The sequence below is a fragment of the Arthrobacter sp. CAN_C5 genome, from assembly GCF_017875735.1.
GTDB lineage: Bacteria > Actinomycetota > Actinomycetes > Actinomycetales > Micrococcaceae > Arthrobacter_D.
In genome coordinates, this window is the sequence record NZ_JAGGMZ010000001.1 from 2,156,216 (window position 1) to 2,173,502 (window position 17,287).

The 17,287-nt window shown below is 59.9% G+C and carries 22 protein-coding genes and 1 pseudogene; 10 read left to right on the forward strand and 13 right to left on the reverse strand.

The window, feature by feature from the left end; all coding sequences use genetic code 11:
• Positions 1-115: 115 nt before the first annotated feature.
• A complete protein-coding gene (locus tag H4V95_RS10120; protein WP_209730208.1) occupies positions 116-268 on the forward strand; it encodes a hypothetical protein in 153 nt (50 codons plus the stop codon).
• Here the strand turns inward: H4V95_RS10120 and H4V95_RS10125 are convergent.
• The 5 genes from H4V95_RS10125 to H4V95_RS10145 all read right to left on the reverse strand — a co-directional run bounded on the left by H4V95_RS10125 (position 243) and on the right by H4V95_RS10145 (position 3,288).
• The gene (locus tag H4V95_RS10125; RefSeq protein WP_245345650.1) at positions 243-647 is read right to left on the reverse strand and encodes a hypothetical protein; all 405 of its coding nucleotides are present in this window, start codon (positions 645-647) and stop codon (positions 243-245) included. The two genes, H4V95_RS10120 and H4V95_RS10125, sit on opposite strands and share 26 nt — an antisense overlap.
• Positions 644-1,126, reverse strand: coding sequence for a hypothetical protein (locus H4V95_RS10130; RefSeq protein WP_209730210.1), 483 nt, complete (start codon positions 1,124-1,126; stop codon positions 644-646). The genes H4V95_RS10125 and H4V95_RS10130 overlap by 4 nt, the downstream gene beginning before the upstream one ends.
• A complete protein-coding gene (locus tag H4V95_RS10135) occupies positions 1,123-1,689 on the reverse strand; it encodes a PadR family transcriptional regulator (protein WP_209730212.1) in 567 nt (188 codons plus the stop codon). Before H4V95_RS10135 ends, H4V95_RS10130 begins: the two co-directional genes overlap by 4 nt.
• A 106-nt stretch (positions 1,690-1,795) precedes the next feature.
• On the reverse strand, positions 1,796-2,119 hold the full coding sequence (locus H4V95_RS18645) for a cupin domain-containing protein (protein WP_312884003.1): 324 nt from the start codon (positions 2,117-2,119) through the stop codon (positions 1,796-1,798).
• A 365-nt stretch (positions 2,120-2,484) separates the two neighbouring features.
• Positions 2,485-3,288 carry an alpha/beta fold hydrolase gene (locus H4V95_RS10145; protein ID WP_209730216.1) on the reverse strand — a complete coding sequence of 268 codons (804 nt, stop codon included), beginning with the start codon at positions 3,286-3,288 and terminating at the stop codon, positions 2,485-2,487.
• A gap of 691 nt (positions 3,289-3,979) precedes the next feature.
• Between H4V95_RS10145 and H4V95_RS10150 the strand changes: the two genes are divergently transcribed.
• A complete protein-coding gene (locus H4V95_RS10150) occupies positions 3,980-4,804 on the forward strand; it encodes a PhzF family phenazine biosynthesis protein (protein WP_209730218.1) in 825 nt (274 codons plus the stop codon).
• 14 nt (positions 4,805-4,818) lie between these two features.
• Here the strand turns inward: H4V95_RS10150 and H4V95_RS10155 are convergent, their stop codons facing one another.
• The 3 genes from H4V95_RS10155 to H4V95_RS10165 form a co-directional block, all read right to left on the reverse strand.
• Positions 4,819-5,202 (reverse strand): TetR/AcrR family transcriptional regulator C-terminal domain-containing protein, encoded by a 384-nt coding sequence (locus H4V95_RS10155; RefSeq protein ID WP_209731340.1) that lies wholly within the window; start codon positions 5,200-5,202, stop codon positions 4,819-4,821.
• A gap of 173 nt (positions 5,203-5,375) precedes the next feature.
• Positions 5,376-6,809, reverse strand: coding sequence for an IS1380 family transposase (locus H4V95_RS10160; RefSeq protein ID WP_209730220.1), 1,434 nt, complete (start codon positions 6,807-6,809; stop codon positions 5,376-5,378).
• A 215-nt stretch (positions 6,810-7,024) separates the two neighbouring features.
• Positions 7,025-7,264 carry a TetR family transcriptional regulator gene (locus H4V95_RS10165; protein WP_209730222.1) on the reverse strand — a complete coding sequence of 80 codons (240 nt, stop codon included), beginning with the start codon at positions 7,262-7,264 and terminating at the stop codon, positions 7,025-7,027.
• 516 nt (positions 7,265-7,780) lie between these two features.
• Here H4V95_RS10165 and H4V95_RS10170 point away from each other — a divergent pair.
• Positions 7,781-8,266: a GNAT family N-acetyltransferase gene (locus H4V95_RS10170; RefSeq protein ID WP_209730224.1), complete on the forward strand. Its 486-nt coding sequence runs from the start codon at positions 7,781-7,783 to the stop codon at positions 8,264-8,266.
• Positions 8,267-8,570: 304 nt separating this feature from the next.
• On the opposite strand, the gene H4V95_RS10175 is transcribed toward H4V95_RS10170, so the two are convergent.
• Positions 8,571-8,822 (reverse strand): hypothetical protein, encoded by a 252-nt coding sequence (locus H4V95_RS10175; protein ID WP_209730226.1) that lies wholly within the window; start codon positions 8,820-8,822, stop codon positions 8,571-8,573.
• Positions 8,823-8,916: 94 nt separating this feature from the next.
• Between H4V95_RS10175 and H4V95_RS10180 the strand changes: the two genes are divergently transcribed.
• Positions 8,917-9,129 carry a hypothetical protein gene (locus tag H4V95_RS10180; RefSeq protein ID WP_209730227.1) on the forward strand — a complete coding sequence of 71 codons (213 nt, stop codon included), beginning with the start codon at positions 8,917-8,919 and terminating at the stop codon, positions 9,127-9,129.
• A 48-nt stretch (positions 9,130-9,177) separates the two neighbouring features.
• On the opposite strand, the gene H4V95_RS10185 is transcribed toward H4V95_RS10180, so the two are convergent.
• The 3 genes from H4V95_RS10185 to H4V95_RS10195 all read right to left on the reverse strand — a co-directional run bounded on the left by H4V95_RS10185 (position 9,178) and on the right by H4V95_RS10195 (position 11,343).
• A complete protein-coding gene (locus H4V95_RS10185) occupies positions 9,178-9,567 on the reverse strand; it encodes a DUF4260 family protein (RefSeq protein WP_209730229.1) in 390 nt (129 codons plus the stop codon).
• Between the two features lie 356 nt (positions 9,568-9,923).
• Complete coding sequence (locus H4V95_RS10190; protein WP_209730231.1) at positions 9,924-10,496, reverse strand: TetR/AcrR family transcriptional regulator; 573 nt, start codon at positions 10,494-10,496, stop codon at positions 9,924-9,926.
• Complete coding sequence (locus H4V95_RS10195; RefSeq protein WP_209730233.1) at positions 10,489-11,343, reverse strand: alpha/beta fold hydrolase; 855 nt, start codon at positions 11,341-11,343, stop codon at positions 10,489-10,491. Before H4V95_RS10195 ends, H4V95_RS10190 begins: the two co-directional genes overlap by 8 nt.
• Positions 11,344-11,875: 532 nt before the next feature.
• On the opposite strand from H4V95_RS10195, the gene H4V95_RS18360 reads away from it, so the two are divergent.
• From H4V95_RS18360 to H4V95_RS18940, 4 genes and pseudogenes are all read left to right on the forward strand, one after another.
• Complete coding sequence (locus H4V95_RS18360; protein ID WP_245345652.1) at positions 11,876-12,214, forward strand: hypothetical protein; 339 nt, start codon at positions 11,876-11,878, stop codon at positions 12,212-12,214.
• A gap of 23 nt (positions 12,215-12,237) precedes the next feature.
• Entirely contained in the window at positions 12,238-12,414 is a 177-nt protein-coding gene (locus H4V95_RS18365; RefSeq protein ID WP_245345653.1) for a hypothetical protein, read from the forward strand.
• Between the two features lie 190 nt (positions 12,415-12,604).
• Positions 12,605-13,998, forward strand: a pseudogene (locus H4V95_RS10205) (IS3 family transposase).
• Between the two features lie 223 nt (positions 13,999-14,221).
• A complete protein-coding gene (locus H4V95_RS18940) occupies positions 14,222-14,518 on the forward strand; it encodes a MerR family transcriptional regulator (protein ID WP_395939834.1) in 297 nt (98 codons plus the stop codon).
• A gap of 346 nt (positions 14,519-14,864) precedes the next feature.
• On the opposite strand, the gene H4V95_RS10210 is transcribed toward H4V95_RS18940, so the two are convergent.
• Positions 14,865-15,848, reverse strand: coding sequence for a LacI family DNA-binding transcriptional regulator (locus tag H4V95_RS10210; RefSeq protein ID WP_209730235.1), 984 nt, complete (start codon positions 15,846-15,848; stop codon positions 14,865-14,867).
• Positions 15,849-16,061: 213 nt separating this feature from the next.
• Between H4V95_RS10210 and H4V95_RS10215 the strand changes: the two genes are divergently transcribed.
• Together H4V95_RS10215 and H4V95_RS10220 are read left to right on the forward strand one after the other, a co-directional pair.
• The gene (locus H4V95_RS10215) at positions 16,062-16,598 is read left to right on the forward strand and encodes an urea carboxylase-associated family protein (protein WP_209730237.1); all 537 of its coding nucleotides are present in this window, start codon (positions 16,062-16,064) and stop codon (positions 16,596-16,598) included.
• 68 nt (positions 16,599-16,666) lie between these two features.
• Complete coding sequence (locus tag H4V95_RS10220) at positions 16,667-17,287, forward strand: flavin reductase family protein (RefSeq protein WP_245346084.1); 621 nt, start codon at positions 16,667-16,669, stop codon at positions 17,285-17,287.

Consider the following 17,287-nt stretch of genomic DNA (forward strand, 5'->3'; position numbering starts at 1 on the left):
TCCACCGCGCCAGCCGGACCCTCATCGTGCGCCGACAGCGCTGATTAGCTAGGACCGGCGCGTATCGACTCGAGCCCCTCGAGAATCAGGTCAAGCCCGACCAAGAATCGGCTCGATGCTCACACCCATGACCCTCACGGTGACGGTAATCGAGAACGGAAAGGCGGGGTGGGCGGCGCTCGGTGCGCTCTTCCTCGGTTCGGCACTTGTCATGTGGGCGATCGCACGCACAGACCCGACGCTCAGCCCAGGGCAACCAGCACGGTGAGCGCGGCAAGCAACGCGCACAGCGGTGCCATAGTCCACCGTTCCGGGAGCGATCGAGAGATGCCGTTTATGATGATGCCGAGCACGAAGTATGCGGCGAGCACCCAAATGGCGATGTTGGTGAAGTCCGGCCACGGGATGACGGTGATGAGATCGGCGCGTTGCAGAACCAGCAGGGCAAAAGCTGCATACAGGGCAATTGATGTTGCGCTGCCGATGCGCTTCCTAGTGGGCAGAATCCGATCCCGGCCTCCCCAGGCGAACTGGCCAATTGGCACACCGGCGATAAGGGCAGCTTGGAACACGGCTAGCGCTCCCATCAGCATGCAGAAGGCAACCGCAATGATCGCAGCGGCATCCGCGGACACCAGGTTGCTCAACGTGAGTCCGCCGACGTCATGGCCGGGACTCGGGCGAAACCTCCGAGCGCCAGCACGAGGGTGAGGATAAACAACGCCAAGGTGAAGGGCGCCCAACCGAAGCGTTCCCACGGACTGGACGAGGCGAGGTTCATTAGAACCCCGATTGCCAAATAGCCCACGAGCACCCAGGTGCCCCAGCGGCTCAGGCCACGTGGAAGGCGCGAGACGACGAACCCACCACGGGCCAGAACGATCATCGTGGCGAATGTCCAGATGGCCGCGCTCACGCCGCTCACGACCCGCAATTCGACCGGAAGTTGTCCTGCGTTTGCTCCCCCAAGAGCCGCCGCACCGAAGGGTGCGCCAAACATCAGCGACATCTGGAAGGCGACCACGATCAGAAAACCGAGTGCTGTTGCAGCTGCTGTCTTCCGGCGCACGGGGCGTTGCATGCCTGCACCGCGGTGGTCCACGCCCAGGACTGGATTGATGGTCATTGTAGCTCCTCTGTGAATTTTGCGATTGACCGGGACTGCGCGTCTCCGGGGTCGAAGCTGTCGATGGCACCGAGCGCCTCGTCGGCCCAAGCGCTTGTGGCCCTGGCCGCGTGCTCACCGGCTGAGATGGTCAACAGGATGTAGGGGGCGTCGTCGTCGAGGCCGGCGTCTTTCGCGAGGTCATTCCGCGCATCCTGCAGGTGGGCGAGTTGAGACTCCGCCTGGGCACGTGCGCTGAGGACGAGTTCGCGGCAGACCTCGGGTCCGAGCTGACGCCCAAAGAAGAGTCGCAGCATGAGCCCGTTTCGAGGCTTTTGCCTTTGTGGCTCGTCGGCGAGCAACCCTCTTAGGCGGGCGGTGCCCTGATCGGTGATGGCAAACAGCGAGGAGCGAGAGTCGCCCGAATCGTGACGCTCAACCATTGCCTGCCGTTCGAGATCCCCGAGCGCCGGGTAGATCTGGCCGAAGCTCTCGGACCAGAAGTGCCCAAGAGTCTCCCGAATCTGCTCCCGCACGGCGTATCCGGTCATCGGTGCAATGCTCAGCGCGCCGAGAATCGCCATCTGAGTCTGTTCTGAACTTGCCAACGCCGATCCCCTTACTATCTTTTAGTTATATCTACCAGATACTTCCATTACCAGTCAAGCTTCTGCAAATACGAGGAGCCATTTAGACCATTCGGTGAGGCTCTGATTTGGCGCGAACGTGCACGCCCTCGCCTTGCTTGCCGAACAGGCTCAGCACCTCTGCGGCGTTGCCGTCAGCGCTCCCGAACCAGTGCGGAAGCCTGGTGTCGAACTCTGTAACCTCGCCAGCACCGAGCACACGATCGTGTTCGCCGAGGATCAGCCGCATCCCACTGAGCACATAGAGCCACTCGTATCCGTCGTGATTGCGGGGCTCGGGCATGGTCTGGCTCGCCGGGATGAGGATCTTCCAGGCCTGCACTCCCCCGGGCTGCGGAGTCAGCGGGACGACCGTGCGGCCGTTCACCCGACGAGGTTTGAGGCGCACCCGGGGATCTCCGACCTCGGGAGCTCCGACGAGCTCATCAAGAGGAACTCGATACGCCTGGGCGAGCATAACCTACGGTTTAGAGGGAAGGGACATGGTTTGGCGTGTTGCTGATTTGAGCGCTGCAGCCCGCCACCGCCCTTATGTTAGGTCCTGCTCCTGGTTCACCCGATGAGTGAGCAATTAGTATTCGATGACTGGTTCAGCACGTCATGTTCTTTTTGTGACGGTACGGTTTCTGCTGAGACGACGGCCGGTAGGAGAGATGCGACCGATAAGTGGGACGTATGAGGAGGCTCGGTGCGACAGGCAGGTCACGAGCGAGGCTGCACCATGGGTAAACGTCAAGCCCTTCTACCTTCTATTGAGGCTACGAATGTCTTGAATTCATCGAGCAACGGAGGCGCTGGCATCAGGGTTTTGCCATGACTGCGACCGGCCAACGCTTCAAAGCGAGCATTCGGCATCAGTTGCGCTGCTCGCTGAGAGTCCTCGTAACGCATCGGATCTTCGGAACCGGCGAAGAGCAGGGTCGGTACTTCAACCGCCTGAAGCTGAACTTCCGTGAGACCCGAGTCGTTTTCCCCTTTCCGCAGGAAAGCTCGCAGTGCGACGGGGTCGTTCGCCATGAAGGCGGCGGTGGTTTGAGGATCGATAGCAAGGCCTTCAGCCTCACCCCACCGCTGCAAAAATTCCGACATCCCGCCTTGCATTAAGTCTTGGGCGTAACCGGGATAGAAGATTGAATCTAGCTGACCGGTGAGCGCGCGATACGTGCCGCCTGCGGATGTGAAGCTATCGATTCGCTGCGAGTTGCTGGCAATCAGCGAGAAGCCAAGCCTGGCACCGGCCGAGTACCCAAAGTAATGGGCGCTCCTCACGCCTACGACGTCCAGAACCGCCAGGACGTCGCCGACAAGCAAGTCCATTCGGTATGCGCTCTCGTCGTGAGGTTTGTCGCTGTGACCATGCCCTCGTAGATCCAAGGACACAACGTGAAATTGTTGCTTCAGTACCTTTGTATAGCCGAGACCGCGCCACATAGCACGGGACAGCCCTGTCCCGTGCACGAGAATGATTGTGGGACCGGTGCCTATCTCCTGATATGACACCCTGGTGCCGTCTGCGGGATTGAAGGCGTCGCTCATAGCTTCTCTTCCATTCGGACTAAAATCCCCCAGCGAAAAATCGGTCGTCAGAAACTGTGTCAGAGTGATTGTGATCGAATCCTACGGACCTTCGCCCTAGATTAACAATATTCACCAAAGCTGGTTTCCCGGGAGGAGGATATCGAAAGCGAACTTGAGGGTGCGAGCTGACGCTTCCGGCGGTTGCCCCCGCCACGCCTACAGCACTTTTGGCCCCTATACTAGTCCAGTATTTAGTCACGCACCGCCTCCGATCGGGATACTTGAGCTCGAGGTCGGCTACTCGTACGGCCCCTCTTCGGTTGGACGTACGTTTGGTAAGTGAGCCGTGAATCCAGTGATCGGGTGCCCTTCGCCCAGAATCGCATCGCGGTGGACATCGTCGATGGCATGACGCGAACCGAGTAAGCAATAACTGTGACGGTCGTAGTGCATCAATGATGCCGTGATATGTCTGGAACCGCGCCAGTTGGGCATGTATAGAGGTGGTAGCACGGTCGTAGCCAACGAAAATACCTCGCCGTAGGCAATCTGCAGCAAGGTTCCAATGGAAATGAATAGCTGGGTTAGACCGATCGATGGCGTCGTCTCTAGCTCGCTGATCTTGTGGGAGCCGACATGGGAAAATGGGGGTACCACCACAGCCGAAATGGCCACTAACTAGGAGATGCTCGGCCCTTAGACTTAGCGTATGGAAATACTCACCTATCGCGCCTTCACAACGCCGGATTCGAATCCGCACTCCGGCAATTTGGCCGGGGTCGTTCTAGATGCTGAAACACTCTCTTGGGAGGACATGCTGAGCATTGCCGCTGACCTAGGCCACAGCGAAACTGCGTTTCTTACCGAAATCACCTCTACATCAGCGCGGGTCCGTTACTTCACGCCTCTTGACGAGATTCCCTTCTGCGGGCATGCGACTATTGCCTCGGGTGTTGCCCTTTCTCACCGGGGAGCGGGGCCTATCGTTGCCTTCAGTACGAACGCGGGTGAGGTGCTCGTAGAGGTCGAACCTGATTCAGCGACCCTGACTGCTGTGGATACGGTCATCGCGCCGCTCAGCGACGAACTGCTGGATCTTTTGCTTGCGGCGCTCCGCTTGTCGCGCGACGATCTTGATCCCGCCCTGCCGCCAGCTTTTGTGCGCGGTGCCAACCCTCATCCCATCGTCTTCGTGGGACCGGGGGTCCTAGCTTCACTCGATCATGATCACGAAGCGGTTCTCGAGCTTCAGATTCGCAACAACTGGAATGGCACTGTTCCAGTCGTGCACCGCGGCTCCCCCGAGCGGTTTGTTTCTCGCAATCCGTTCCCCCGTGGCGGAATACGGGAGGATTCCGCCACAGGCTCGGCCGCAGCGGGCCTCGGCGCTTATCTGCGCGCAGGCGGGCAATTAGAGCTCCCAGCCGTCATCAACATTGAGCAGGGCGCGGAAACGGGCCGGCCTTCGTTGCTCGCGGTTGAGATTCCGTTTGAGGGCCGGATACGCGTTACAGGAACTGCATCTGCGGCATAGCATCAGCGCCGACGCTACTCAACTGGTTTGATGCTCTCCGAACTACGTGCCGCATCCTCGTTGCGTGCTTTCTCCAGTGCGTTCAGGACCAGGTCGAGGCCAAAAACGAACTCTTCTGAGTAGCTGTAACTGGGCTGAAGCACGTGCTTGGACATCAGTTCGAAAAGGTACGGGTAATCGGCGGTGGATAGTTGGGCGAGCATCATTTGCGCCATCGCCGCGGCCTGTTCCCCGGTATCGAACGGCAAAGCTTTTTCCTGCTTGGCGAATCCGTAGACATAACTATCCAGCGCGGAGACCGCATGGGCCGTCATGGTCAAAGAAAACCCGCCGTTCCGGAAAGTACCCAAGACCCGGTCGTGGTGCCGCAGAGTCGCCGGACCGGGACTAGCCCGGATTTTTCATGGGATTTGTGATCGGTTTGGGGTGATTGGGTTTGGTGTTGATGGTTGGGTGGATGCCGATTTGGGCGTTTTGAGGTGTTCCCGTTGGTCGCCGGGGTGGGCGCCGGTTCCACTGCCGGTTGGTGTGTTCTTCCTGTCTCGATGTGCTTTTTGACTGCCCCGTGACGTCAGCGGAGGGCGGCCTCGGGTTGTCGCTCGGCCAAGCTTGTGATGGCGTCGTTGATGGTGATGATGAGGTTTTTCTCGGGTGCCAATTCGGGTAGCAGGAGTGTAGTTTTTCTGCCGTGGCGGGTGAGTTTACCGGCCGTGGCGAAGAGACGGTAGCGGAAGCGTTTGACGTCCCAGAACCGGGCCCTGTGGGTGGCCGGGATGGTGCTGAGCTGCAGCCAGGAAATCAGGTTTGAGGCCAGAGCGGAGATGGTGGCCCAGGCCTGGTTGGCGGTGAAAGAGGCGAATGGCAGCTTACCCAGGCCGGTGTTCTTGAGGGTTTTGATCCGGTTTTCACACCGTCCACGACCGCGGTGCCGGGCGTCTAGGAAGGGCCCGCGCCATCGCGGTGAGTTGGTGAGGAACGCGGTGATCCGGTGCCCGTCGATGTCTAAGAGGGTGGGCTGCGCACCGGGGTGCAAGGGTTCGGCCCGGAGGTAGATGTTCGTCCCGGGTGGGTAGTCCTTCAACGTGATGACGTCGGTGGCGTTGATCACCCACGCATCGGTGCGGTCGTTGCCTTCAGCGTCCAGGGCTGGTTCCCAGTATTGCTTGTCGCTGATCCAATCGACCATGTGAGCTTTCCCGGCTGGGACTGGGTAGGACACAGAGAATTGGGCTCCGGCGTGGTGAAGATGCCAAAGGAATTTCCTCGACGCGCCAGCGCTGTCTGTACGGACCAGGATGTTCTTACCGTTCAAGGTGCCGTCCGGGTGGAAGAACCCGTCGGGGAGTTGATTGACGGCGGTGGTAAACACCTCGATGTGGTCATCGGCGTTGTTCGCGCCGGCGTTGCCTGGTCTGAGCAGGCAGGCGAGGATCTCCCCGTTGCCGTGCTTGGTGCCGTAATCGATACTGGCGGTGAACGGTGCGAACCCGTAGCCACCCTTGTAGTCCCCAGCCACTCGTTCCTTATCGGAGTGCGAGGCCACGAGGGTGGCATCGAGGTCGATGATCACCGGATCGGCGGGGGTGGCGCGGGCTCCCGGACTGTGTTCACCGGCAGCGTCCCACACCCTTGTCCGCAGCAAGCGGGTCAGGGTTTGAGCTCCGTGGGCAAAAGCATCCGGGTTCGCTGCGGTCCGGTCGAAGAACCGAGAGACCGTCGCGTTCGAGGCCACCGTCCCGAAAACGCCGGCCTGGGTGCGGAACATATCCAGGTCCGAAACGTGCTCACCGCCAGCGGCGAGCATCAACGCCAGCTGGCCCAGGAGCGTCCCGGGACGATGCCTCGCCCCGGCGGGGGTGAATTGGCCTAAACGGTCCTCGCAGAGTTCCCGGAATCCCAGGGCGTCAATGAAACTGGATACCAGCTGCGTCCCGGCGTGGGAGATCAGCGACTGGCCGGTGAAAGCCACCGGCAGCGACGGGAAAACAGAGGGTAGAATCGTCACCTGAAAGGTGCTCCTTCTTTGTGGTCGAAATGTTGTGTGGTAACTACATTTTCCCACGTCAGGAGCACCTTTCACCTGTTAACCACGCACGCTCAGCCCAATCACGATGAAAACTCCGGGCTAGATCCCGAATCCATCAGCCCGTTCGCCCATGGGTGGCTGAGAAGCACCTCACGAACCGAAACAGACCGCTTCCGTAGGGCGGCCTTCCACGGCTAGTCATGCGGGGGAAGCACAATTTCCGCGAAAAGCGCGTCAATCATACCGTTGAGCAAGTCCTCTTTATTGGCGACGTGGTTGTAGAGGGACATGGCCTCCACACCCAGCTCTTCCCCGAGCCGGCGCATCGTGAGCCGTTCGATACCACCCTCGTCAGCCAATGCAATGGCCGCCTCGAGCACCCGGTCCCGGCTCAATCTGATCCGGCGGTCCACATCGGGCACCTTCTGGGGCATCGTGTTCTCCTCTTCCCGTTACCTGAATTGACAAGCTTACAACGTCTAAGTAGTGTGCTTACACTATAAGTGAAGCCGTAAGGGTTAACTGGTTATCTTTTGGGAGTCACGCATGAGATCGAAAAAAAGTAATCTTCCTCAACCCGTGGGCGGCAGGCTTCCTGTGGTTGCCAAGTCCCCGATACGGACCCGCCGGGATTTTGTCCATCGCCTACACCCCGGGGGTAGCGGAGGTGAGTCGGGCCGCCCACCGGGACCCCGCCATTGCACAGCTCACACGTGTGCTAGCTGGACACCGAGATGCATCCGGGTGTCCCGCTGCGGCGACCTGAGGGGCCAATCCATGGGTATGACGGCCAAGGCTACTGTCGATCGCTGCCTCTGCGAAGGGGCGATCGAATGAACCATTTCTAACAGATCCCGAGGCCTCCGGCCAGTCCGACTGATGGTTCGACAATACTGAAGGATAGTGCGAAATAGTTGAGCAAACGAGTAGGGCAGATCCCACGCCCATCGATGACGAGCCAGATAATAAACGTGAACAATTACGTTCCCATTTTCGCTCCAAAGGATTTTGAGTTTTCTTCAGATGCCGAGAGGGTGGACCGAAGCCGGGTTTATGAGTGGCTCAACGGTGATAGCTACTGGGCTACCACCCGATCTCGAAGCCAGCAGGACGCGGCCATGGATGGCTCGCGGAATTTTGGAATATACAGGGCGGATTCTGGCACGCAAGTGGCATACGCGCGGGTAGTAACAGATGGTGCTACTTTCGCCTGGCTGTGCGACGTATACGTAGAACGGGCGGTTAGGGGCATTGGTGTGGGCACGGCGCTTGTAGGTGGGACGTGCGCGACCCTCGACGGTCTCGGCCTGACCCGAATTCTCTTGGCAACCGCTGACGCGCATGGCCTCTACCGCCGGTTCGGTTTCGAACCGCTGGGAGACCCAGCGATATGGATGGCCAAAGCGAGTTTCCAAGTCGCAGGAGCAGAAGCCTGACAAGTCGTTTCCCGCTTCACTCATCGGTTTCTTCCGATTGGGACAGCCGAGGATGCTTCTCTCTGCCAGGGGAACATGCGTCAAGGTCGTCCCTGTCCAACGCCAAGTCCTGACAATCCTGTTTGAACGCCGCTGCGGCATTACAGAGGCAGTCAGCCACTGATCGCAGGACCTTAAGGTACTGATCATTATTTCCGTCCTGCGTCACGCGGGTACCTTCCCTTATTCGAACATATAGCCCGCTGCGGCGGGCCAAAGATGGCCGCCCGGACTGTTAACGCGGTTTAGGCCTTCTTCTCAGCAATCAGGCTCTCTGATGCCCTCGGGTGAGGAGGCGGCCGCGGAGAAGGTGAAGGTGGGGCATGATGCCGTAGATCACGATGGGAACGGCGATGGTAGCCAAGACGAAGGTGCCCAGCAACGGGTGCAGGGGTCCAACCAGGGTCCGAGAGTAGTTGATGATGGTCAGCGTGGGAAACACGGCTAACCAGATCATCATTGCGAGTTGGTGTTTGGTGGGTGGGGCCGGACGGTGGGTCGCGCCGGGTGCGGTCATTGTTACTCCTGGAGTGTCTAGAGGTTGTTCTGTTGGAAGGTGGGACAAGGTACGGAGGTATGGGGGTTGCAAGTTAGAAGCCTAGGTTGAAAGCGTGGACGGCGTCGTGGATGTCGGCCTCAACCAGATTGGCATTGAACGCCATGGCGGCTGCGGTGATGATCTGTGCCCGCGGATCGGCCACGTTACCCGCCACCCAGAGACCGGAAACGGTTGCGAGGCCGGTGCCGTCCTTGACGGGTCAGCCTGCCGCGTCGGTTACGCAGCCGACGCCGGTGAGCACTTCACTGTTCAACGGTTCCGTTAGTCTCAGTCATTGGTAACGCTCCCCTGCTCAACTTTCTGATGGATCGGTTCACCGGTCAGCATCGGCTGGCGTCCGCCCGATCCGGCCCAAATGCGTGTGCGTGAAGTCCTCCAACTTGAGGCCGTACCCGAGCGCCCGATCGACCGCGACATGAAAGGCCCAGCACGCGGCGAGGGTCGAGAGCCAGGTCACACGGTAATCCACGAGAACCAGGGCAATGTAGAGCGACAGCACGATTGCCGGACCGGTGTAATTATGGACCAGGTTGTAAGTGACAGCACCACAACGGGAGCCTCCTAGATAGCCCAGCGCCGAAAGGTCGAAAACGAGGAATGCGGCGAGAAGCAGCCACCAGGGTTGCCCGTAAGCGATCATCGCAAGGATTATGGCCACCGCAACCGCAGCGTTTTCTACCCGCTGAATCAGCGTAGTGTTCATACCGCCTTCTCCTGCCGTCCTGTGCCGCGTCGTCGCCGTATGTGGCTCACGGCAGCCACCACCGCCAAGATAAGGCCGAGTACTCCAATGGACGAAAAGTAGTCCGCTGAGACAGTCGCATCAAGGGTCCAAGTTCGAGTAAGTGTAGCGAAAGCCAGCATGAGCAAACCCAGTCCGAAGGGAACTTTCACCTCAGGGACCTGGTGGCGAGACCATTGACCTTGCTGAGAAGTTCCTCGGCGGGATTCATTCAGTACTCCAAGCGTATGCATGTGGTATTCGTCGCGCTGTGGCGGACTCCGTTCTTATATCTAGAACTCTGTTCTCACTAGGAACGCTCCCGCGTATCGGGACGTTCATGCGGTTACCCGCGCACGCAGTCCGTGGTCGATGAAATCAATCATCCACGAGAAACTGTCGTCGACGTTGGTATCGATCTGAAACGCGTTTGAGGCATCTAGGGTGGCGAAGCCGTGAAGAATGCTACGAAGCATCCGCAGCGCATGAATCGTGTCGGCTTTATCGAGCCGGTAACCGTGGAGTACTGCTTCGAAGGATGCGAGGGTGCGTTCGAGAGCTGGGATGAGGGGGTCGTCGGGGCCGGTTGGGCGGGCCCCGGTCGTTGCGGCGTACCGGCCAGGGTGCTGCTTGACGTAGCGGCGGAGGGATTGCGCCGCCGCCGTCAGGGCATCCCGCCCAGCAACACCCTGCATGGCGTCCCTGAGCGTGTCGCCTATCTCGTTAGCACCGAGGATGGCTATCCCATGGGTGAGGGCGGCGAGGCTGTCGACATGTTTGTAGAGCGAGGGGGGCCTTACTCCGAGGCGTTCGGCCACGAAGCTCATAGTAAGTCCGTCCAACCCGACCTCGTCGGCAAGGTCCGCGCCGGCTGCGATAACCGTAGCGACATCCAGCCCAAACCTAGGCATTGCCAGTTTTTCTGGGCGGGGCGAAGACTTTACTGAGGAATGGCAGGATCAGCTCGACGAGTTTGTCGGGGGTCTCGGTGTGCGGGTAATGGCCGGCGTTTTCAATGACTGTGAGCTCGCCGAGCCCGCCGGGGAAATCAGCAAGAATGCGCTCACCTTCCGCCTTTGGGTCAGCCCAATCAGGGTCGGCGCCGCCTTCCACTATGAGTACGGGGCACCGTACGTTCGCAAGGTGGGCGCCGGCATCAGCAGGGCTTGTCCTCGTCATCGCCTTCAGAACGCTCATCCGCTCGGGTCGACTCATCGCGGTCACAATCCGGGCACGCTCATCGTGCCAGTCGACAGGTTTGGCCGGAATTGCCAGGTCGAGGTACGCCAGCCAGCCTTTCAGGCTGCCGCTCATCATGACCTTCGCCAGCTGGACCGTGCCTGTTCGGTGGCGCTTGCTACGGAGGAGTCCGCCCAGGTCGACCGACTGCGCGCGGGTGAAGGGCGCGATTTCGACGAGCCCCACGAATAGCTCGGGGGCCAGGGCCGCCGCGATCGTCGCCGCGCCGCCGCTGATTGACTGGCCGACTATAACGGCCGGGCCGCCGAGATGGCGCACGAGGGCAATGAGGTCGCCAGCGATGTCGGTGCGGCTGTAGCCCGACCAACCGGTGCTCGACTCCCCGCAACCCCGGAGGTCCACATTCGCAACGCGGTAGCCAAGAGAGACGAGAGCCGGTACGACGAACCGGTACGACCGCCGACTGTCGCCCATCCCGTGGGCGAGCACCACGAGTGGACCTTCGCCGTTGAGGTCGTAGGCAATAGTTCCTTCATCAAGAGTGAGGTGCTGAGTCACGACTTCCTCCTAATAGCTAAATGGTATAGCTGTAAGCTACGCTAATTAGCTCGAGAGCGTCAAGGTGTACTTGAAGAAGACTCCTCGATGCCGATCGGCCGAGTCTGCGTGCGCCGGGGCCGTCGACCCCTAGGGCATTGCGAAGCGCAGAGTGGACCTGACCCGCCAGACCCGTTGGGGTCGGAGGACCGGCGGGTGTCACTGTCACCGGTCCGGCGAGGAGCAGGAGTCGGGTTCCTGTGGTGATGGCACCGGGTACGCAGTAGGAACCGCCATATCCTCGGCACAGGGTTGAGGACGGTAGCTGTACGGCTAGGCGACAGGGAGAGATAGGGACACCCCAGCAAGCGGCGTGGCCGACGACTCACCCAGGGGCTTCGACCCTGGTGTCAGAACAGCCTGTTCACTGGTGTCAGCACGTTGAATCACGCCGTGGCAGAGCGCAATCGGCGCCGCCGTAGAAGCGTGAGGAGGGTGGATGAATCCACGCTCGCCGTCGTGCATTCCAAGGAGGACATGATGAACAATCCGTATGAGGGCATGCAGGGAGCGGGCTCAACAGGTCCCAGATAACGTGCAGCCGTTGGGTGTCGCAGTGGTCGGGATGATCCCGAACATCGAGGGCGAGGGGGCCGCCGCTATCCGCAATCTCATCGGGATCAATCCGGTGATGGCGGCGGTCTCGGCGATAATCGGCAACTTTTTGAGCGTGCTCACTGTCGTCACCGTCAGCTTCCGCGTCCGCGTCCGCGTCCGCGTCCGCGTCCGCGAGAAGGTTGTAACCGGCCGAGGTGGCGGCGATAACGAGTCGACAGACTCTGCTGCATCCGCTGCTCTGTCAGCGCAGCGCGCTAAGGGACAGTGCGCCTGAAGGGCTGACTCTCACGCTTCGGGGTGCGGGGCGACAGTCTCCTCGCCCCGCTCGCCCCTCCCACGCAACTCACCGCTACGTTCCTTGCGGCGTCGGGCGTTAGGAAGGAGCGGGTCCTCTTCTGGCAGGCGATCGCGATCATGGTGTGGATCGTCGTTATTTCGTCGCTTGCAACTGGGCTTGTCGGAATTTTGGGCTAGTGACGGAAGCCAGGTTCTGGGCGTCTGACATCATGGACTTATCGTAGGCACCGCTATCGTCCGGTCCCCTACGTGTCAGGGTGAGTTGAGGCCAGTGGCTCATAGCAAGTCCGTCTAATTCGTAGGGCGAGAATCAGGATCAGAACCAATGTCTATCTCCACAATTTCCCGGGTGCGGGAAGATGGGTCCATGAGTAATTCTGGCCCTCGTGCCGGCGGTCCAAGGCCTCGAAGGTCGTTTACCCCGGCGCAGAAACTAGCCCATCTGGCCGCTTACCAACAGGCCTGTGACGATGGCTCCGGAGGCGGGGCGTACCTTCGTCGTGAGGGCATCTATTCCTCCCAGATCACTGAGTGGCGCAAACTCCGTGATGCAGGTGTGCTCGAGGGTAGGAAGCCCGGGGAGAAGATCGGCAAGCTTACCGCTGAGCAGGCCGAAATCGCCCGTCTACGCCGGCAACTGGAGGTGAATGAACGCACGCTGGCACGGACTCGGGCAGCGTTGGACATCATGGGAAAAGCACGGCAGCTTTTGGAGGAAATCTCCGAAAGCGAGGAGCAGCAGTGGTACAGGAAACCCTGATGGGGGTTTATGCCGAACTCACAGGTGCGCATATCCCCACGCGGGAAGCGGCGGTCTTGGCCGGGATACCGCGGGCGACCGCAACCCGCAGCCCGCGGATCCCGCAGGCCGGGCCGATGCCCGTGTCTGTCCCGGCAAACAAGCTCGACCCGGACGAACGCGCCGGTATCCTCGCTGCCGTGAACTCTGCCCGCTTCGTGGATCTAGCCCCGGTCCAGATCTACGCGCAGCTGCTGGACGAGGGGACCTACCTGTGCTCAATCTCAACGATCTACCGGATATTGACTGAGAATAAGCAGGTCAAAGAGCGCCGCCGGCAGGCACGCCATCCGCCCAGGACCGTTCCGGAATTGACAGCGGCTGGCCCCGGGCAGGTCTACAGCTGGGACATTACCAAGCTTGCCGGCCCGGTCAGGGGTAAGTACTTCGATGCCTACGTGATGCTCGATATTTACTCCCGCTACATCGTGGGCGCATACGTCCATGCCCACGAATCCGGGGAGTTGGCGGTGGAGATGATGAAGGGAATCTTCGGTATCCACGGCATCCCGGAAATCGTGCACGCGGACCGCGGGACTTCTATGACGTCCAAGACCGTAGCTGTACTGCTCTCCGATCTGGAAGTCACCAGGTCACACTCCAGGCCCCGCGTATCCAATGACAACCCCTACAGCGAGGCGTGGTTCAAGACCTTGAAATTCGCTCCCGTGTTCCCTGAACGATTCGGCTCCCTGGCCGATGCGAGGGCCTTCATGGCGACTTTTGTCGAAGGATACAACCACAGCCACCGCCATACCGGAATCGGACTAAACACCCCGGCAGACGTCCACTACGGTCTTGCCGCGACGAAGGCCACCGAACGCTCCATCACTTTGGCCGCCGCACGGCGGAAGAATCCCGAACGATTCAGCACCGAAACGGACCCAAAAATACTCACCGTCCCCGGCGCGGCATGGATCAACAAACCATCCCAGGAAACCCAGACAGAAGCAGCCGCCTAACTCCCACTGGCCCCATTCACCTTGACAACTTCCGGTCTGCCCGGCACCGCCTCCGTTGCAGTTCAGCAGGAGGGTTGTCTCTGCGTCTTGACTGTGTGGTGGGAACATGGGGTTCCCTTCTGGAGGGTCGACTGACACATAGCAGGCGAGTCGCGACTGAACCGGTGGCAATGAAAGAAGAAGGACTGACGAGCGTGGCCTGGAGCACTCCAGGAATCGCGAGATGGCCGGGACGACGGTGCACACCGTTCATCACTATCATCGGGTTGGACTTTTCGAGCAGCCGGACAGGATGTCCGATGGCTACAAGCAGTACCAGGTTAAGCACCTCGTTCGTCTTCTGAAATACGCCGCCTTGGGATCTCGGCGTCCCGCTCGATCAGATCGACGAAGTGGCCCTCGATGGCAATTCGTCGTCCGGGGCGCTGAGGGCGATCGATGCAGACCTCACGGTCAGCATCGAGAGGTTGCATCGTGCCAGAGCGGAGATTCAGGCGATCCTCCGGGGGTTCCTCAGTAACGGGCGTCCCGGCAGGATTCGAGGAAGTTGAACGACGGACCGGGTATCTTTGCCGCAATCTTCCAGGGCTCAGCCCTTAACATGACCGCCATTGTCCGCAGGGCAGCCTCAGCTTGCCTAGCCGGCCCATCGGCGTGGCGTGCGGCCGAGAGCTCCGTGGCAGCACAAGTGGAAGTACTTCCACACCCTTAGATAGAGGCCTGACTCTTGGCCGTTGCGGTATCCATATCCGTGCTGAGGCGGCACCGTTCCGGTCCAATCCTGCACCCATCTGTGGCTGAACCCTGGAAGGACAGATCTCACCATGTCCCTCGCGAGGAGCTGTCCAGCGCCGCAGTTCATCACGCTATCGGCGTGGAGGGCCGCTCGACTGCCTGGCATTGAGGTGGGGTGTGATTAGAGTTGATGCCACCGGCTGTCCCGCCAGCATCTCAATGAGGGTCTGGCCTGCAATGCGACCCATGTTGATCACAGAATTGTCGACGCTGCTCAAGGAGCAGAGTAGTTCGCGGGCAATATTGATGTCGTTGTAGCCCACAACAGTTATATCCACCCCGGGCATTAACCCTTGGTCCCGCATTTCCCCCATGGCCCCAATGGCGGCATAATCGTTGACGGCAAAGACGGCCGTGGGACGTGGCTCCAGGGCGAGGAGTTTTCTAGCAGCTTCGCGGCCGCCCTCCACATCGAAGGATGAAGAAACAACGGCTGAGTCCGGCACGCTGATCCCTCTGAGACTGAGGGTGTCTCGGAATCCGGCGACCCTGTCGATGCTCGTGCTGGCCCAGCGAGTGCCGGCTATGACACCCACGTACCGATGTCCCAGGTCTGCAAAATGCGACGCCACCAGTCCCCCGCCTACAACATCAGCACCGGAGACGGAGACGAGGTCCGGACAGCGGCGGTTGACAAGGATAGTGGGGATGTCGGCGGGAAGACTTGGTGCCGCATCCATCCGCACGTCGGCCAGAATCAGGCCATCCACGCGTCGGCTGGACATGAGACCCAGATACTTTTGGTGCCGTTCGGGATCGTCATAGGTGTTTGCCACCGCAACCTGGTAGCCGCGAGTAGCGGCGAACTGTTCTATGCCCTCGTATATGGTCGCTAAAACAACATCCGATAGTCGTGGGACAAGCACCCCGATCGACATCGTGCGTTGTGTCCTTAGGCTCGCCGCATAGGGGTCCGGCCGATAGCCCAGCCGCTCTGCAACTTCGATGATGTGTCCTGTGATGGTGGCGCTGGGCGCGTCATGCATGGCGGGATTGACCTGAGTGCGCAAAGCCCTTGAAACAGTGGACACATGGACGCCCGCGACTTCTGCCACTGTCCGGAGCGTGACACGCTGCCGTCCGCTTCGCTTTAGTTCCTCGGTTGATTTCTCAGACACGTCACTGATCATCTCAGATGACAGACACACATGCCCGGTGAATTACAAATTCTCTCGTTGACAGACGCAATGGTTTGCGATAAATTCAATCTCACACGTACGCAATCGATTGCGTAATCGAGTTAGTTGCCGACTAGCAAAAGGCGTGACATGCAAACAGTTCAGGCCCGATCCGGATCGTCGTTTCGCGTGCCGACAGCGGCGTCCGTGAAAATTACTAGCCCTCACGGCCGCCAAGTAGCCGACACATGGGTCGTGTCTCCAAAGACGCAGGAATGGGCATCCATGGGACATACGCGCGCTGCGACCGGTCGGCCCTTCTCGAAGGTCGGGGACCTATACAGCAACAGCTGCCGACCTCTGGCCGAGCTCTCGGAGGATACCTCTGGCGGTGTCCACGACACTCTCGTTTCTGCCTGCGACACATCCCGCTATGAGATGCTCGGCCACGTCGGCCACCATGACAACTGCACCGAAAACTTCCCGACCTCCTTGGCAGATGAAGCCATGGTGGACCTTGGATTCGCGCCCGACCCGTTAAACGTGTTCAAGAATGTGCCGTGGACCGCCGGAGGCGACATTGGTTTCGCGCCTCCCGTGAACACACCGGGATGCTTCATCCTCCTCAAAGCGCTGGAGGATCTCCTAGTGATTATTCAGCCTGCCCAAAGGACCTTGTTCCTGTGAATGGGGTCGCTTCAGGAGACGAAGGAGATCACGGTCGAGGCTCAAGGACCGTTGGCGCCGTGACGACCATGGGTCCTGCAGCTGAGACGGATCTCGCCGTGCGCTCGATGGAAGCTGCTGATCTGTCCGCCGAGGAGCTATTTAGGCTTCTCACCGGCGCTGTTGTCCCACGACCCATCGCTTGGACGTCCACCATCAGTGACACAGGCGTCAACAACCTCTCCCCTTTTAGCTTTTTCACAGTTGTATCCTCCAGCCCGCCGATGCTCCTCCTGAGCATGGAATACAAGGAGGGAGGCTTCCTCAAGGACAGCGCTGAAAACATCGCGAAAACTGGCGAGTTTGTGGTGAACCTTCCTTCTTCCGGTATGGCGTGGGCGGTCGAGGTCAGCAGCAGACCGTTTCCTGCAGAGATCGACGAGTTCGCGCAGGCAGGAGTGACCCCGCTTCCGTCTCATCGTGTTCGGCCGCCGAGAGTCAAAGAAGCGCTCATCAGTATGGAGTGTGTCCTTCACGATATTTTCCAACCCGGCAGCGACCGCCTAATTGTCGGGAAAATAGTGGTGTTCCATGTCGCCCAGAAAGTACTGATGCCCGACGATAAAATCAACATTCCCGCCTTAGATCCGCTGGGCCGCGTGGCCAACCAGTTTGCTTACACTGGTCCGATCTTCACTACCCCGGAGTGA

What these genes read in the sequence shown, in the direction of transcription:
- H4V95_RS10120 (WP_209730208.1), top strand. Translation starts at nt 116, where the DNA reads ATGCTCACACCCATGACCCTCACGGTGACGGTAATCGAGAACGGAAAG.
- H4V95_RS10130 (WP_209730210.1), bottom strand. Translation starts at nt 1,126, where the DNA reads ATGACCATCAATCCAGTCCTGGGCGTGGACCACCGCGGTGCAGGCATG.
- H4V95_RS10135 (WP_209730212.1), bottom strand. Translation starts at nt 1,689, where the DNA reads ATGGCGATTCTCGGCGCGCTGAGCATTGCACCGATGACCGGATACGCC.
- H4V95_RS10145 (WP_209730216.1), bottom strand. Translation starts at nt 3,288, where the DNA reads ATGAGCGACGCCTTCAATCCCGCAGACGGCACCAGGGTGTCATATCAG.
- H4V95_RS10150 (WP_209730218.1), top strand. Translation starts at nt 3,980, where the DNA reads ATGGAAATACTCACCTATCGCGCCTTCACAACGCCGGATTCGAATCCG.
- H4V95_RS10165 (WP_209730222.1), bottom strand. Translation starts at nt 7,264, where the DNA reads ATGCCCCAGAAGGTGCCCGATGTGGACCGCCGGATCAGATTGAGCCGG.
- H4V95_RS10170 (WP_209730224.1), top strand. Translation starts at nt 7,781, where the DNA reads ATGACGAGCCAGATAATAAACGTGAACAATTACGTTCCCATTTTCGCT.
- H4V95_RS10175 (WP_209730226.1), bottom strand. Translation starts at nt 8,822, where the DNA reads ATGACCGCACCCGGCGCGACCCACCGTCCGGCCCCACCCACCAAACAC.
- H4V95_RS10185 (WP_209730229.1), bottom strand. Translation starts at nt 9,567, where the DNA reads ATGAACACTACGCTGATTCAGCGGGTAGAAAACGCTGCGGTTGCGGTG.
- H4V95_RS10190 (WP_209730231.1), bottom strand. Translation starts at nt 10,496, where the DNA reads ATGCCTAGGTTTGGGCTGGATGTCGCTACGGTTATCGCAGCCGGCGCG.
- H4V95_RS18360 (WP_245345652.1), top strand. Translation starts at nt 11,876, where the DNA reads ATGAGGGCATGCAGGGAGCGGGCTCAACAGGTCCCAGATAACGTGCAG.
- H4V95_RS18940 (WP_395939834.1), top strand. Translation starts at nt 14,222, where the DNA reads ATGGCCGGGACGACGGTGCACACCGTTCATCACTATCATCGGGTTGGA.
- H4V95_RS10215 (WP_209730237.1), top strand. Translation starts at nt 16,062, where the DNA reads ATGCAAACAGTTCAGGCCCGATCCGGATCGTCGTTTCGCGTGCCGACA.
- H4V95_RS10220 (WP_245346084.1), top strand. Translation starts at nt 16,667, where the DNA reads ATGGGTCCTGCAGCTGAGACGGATCTCGCCGTGCGCTCGATGGAAGCT.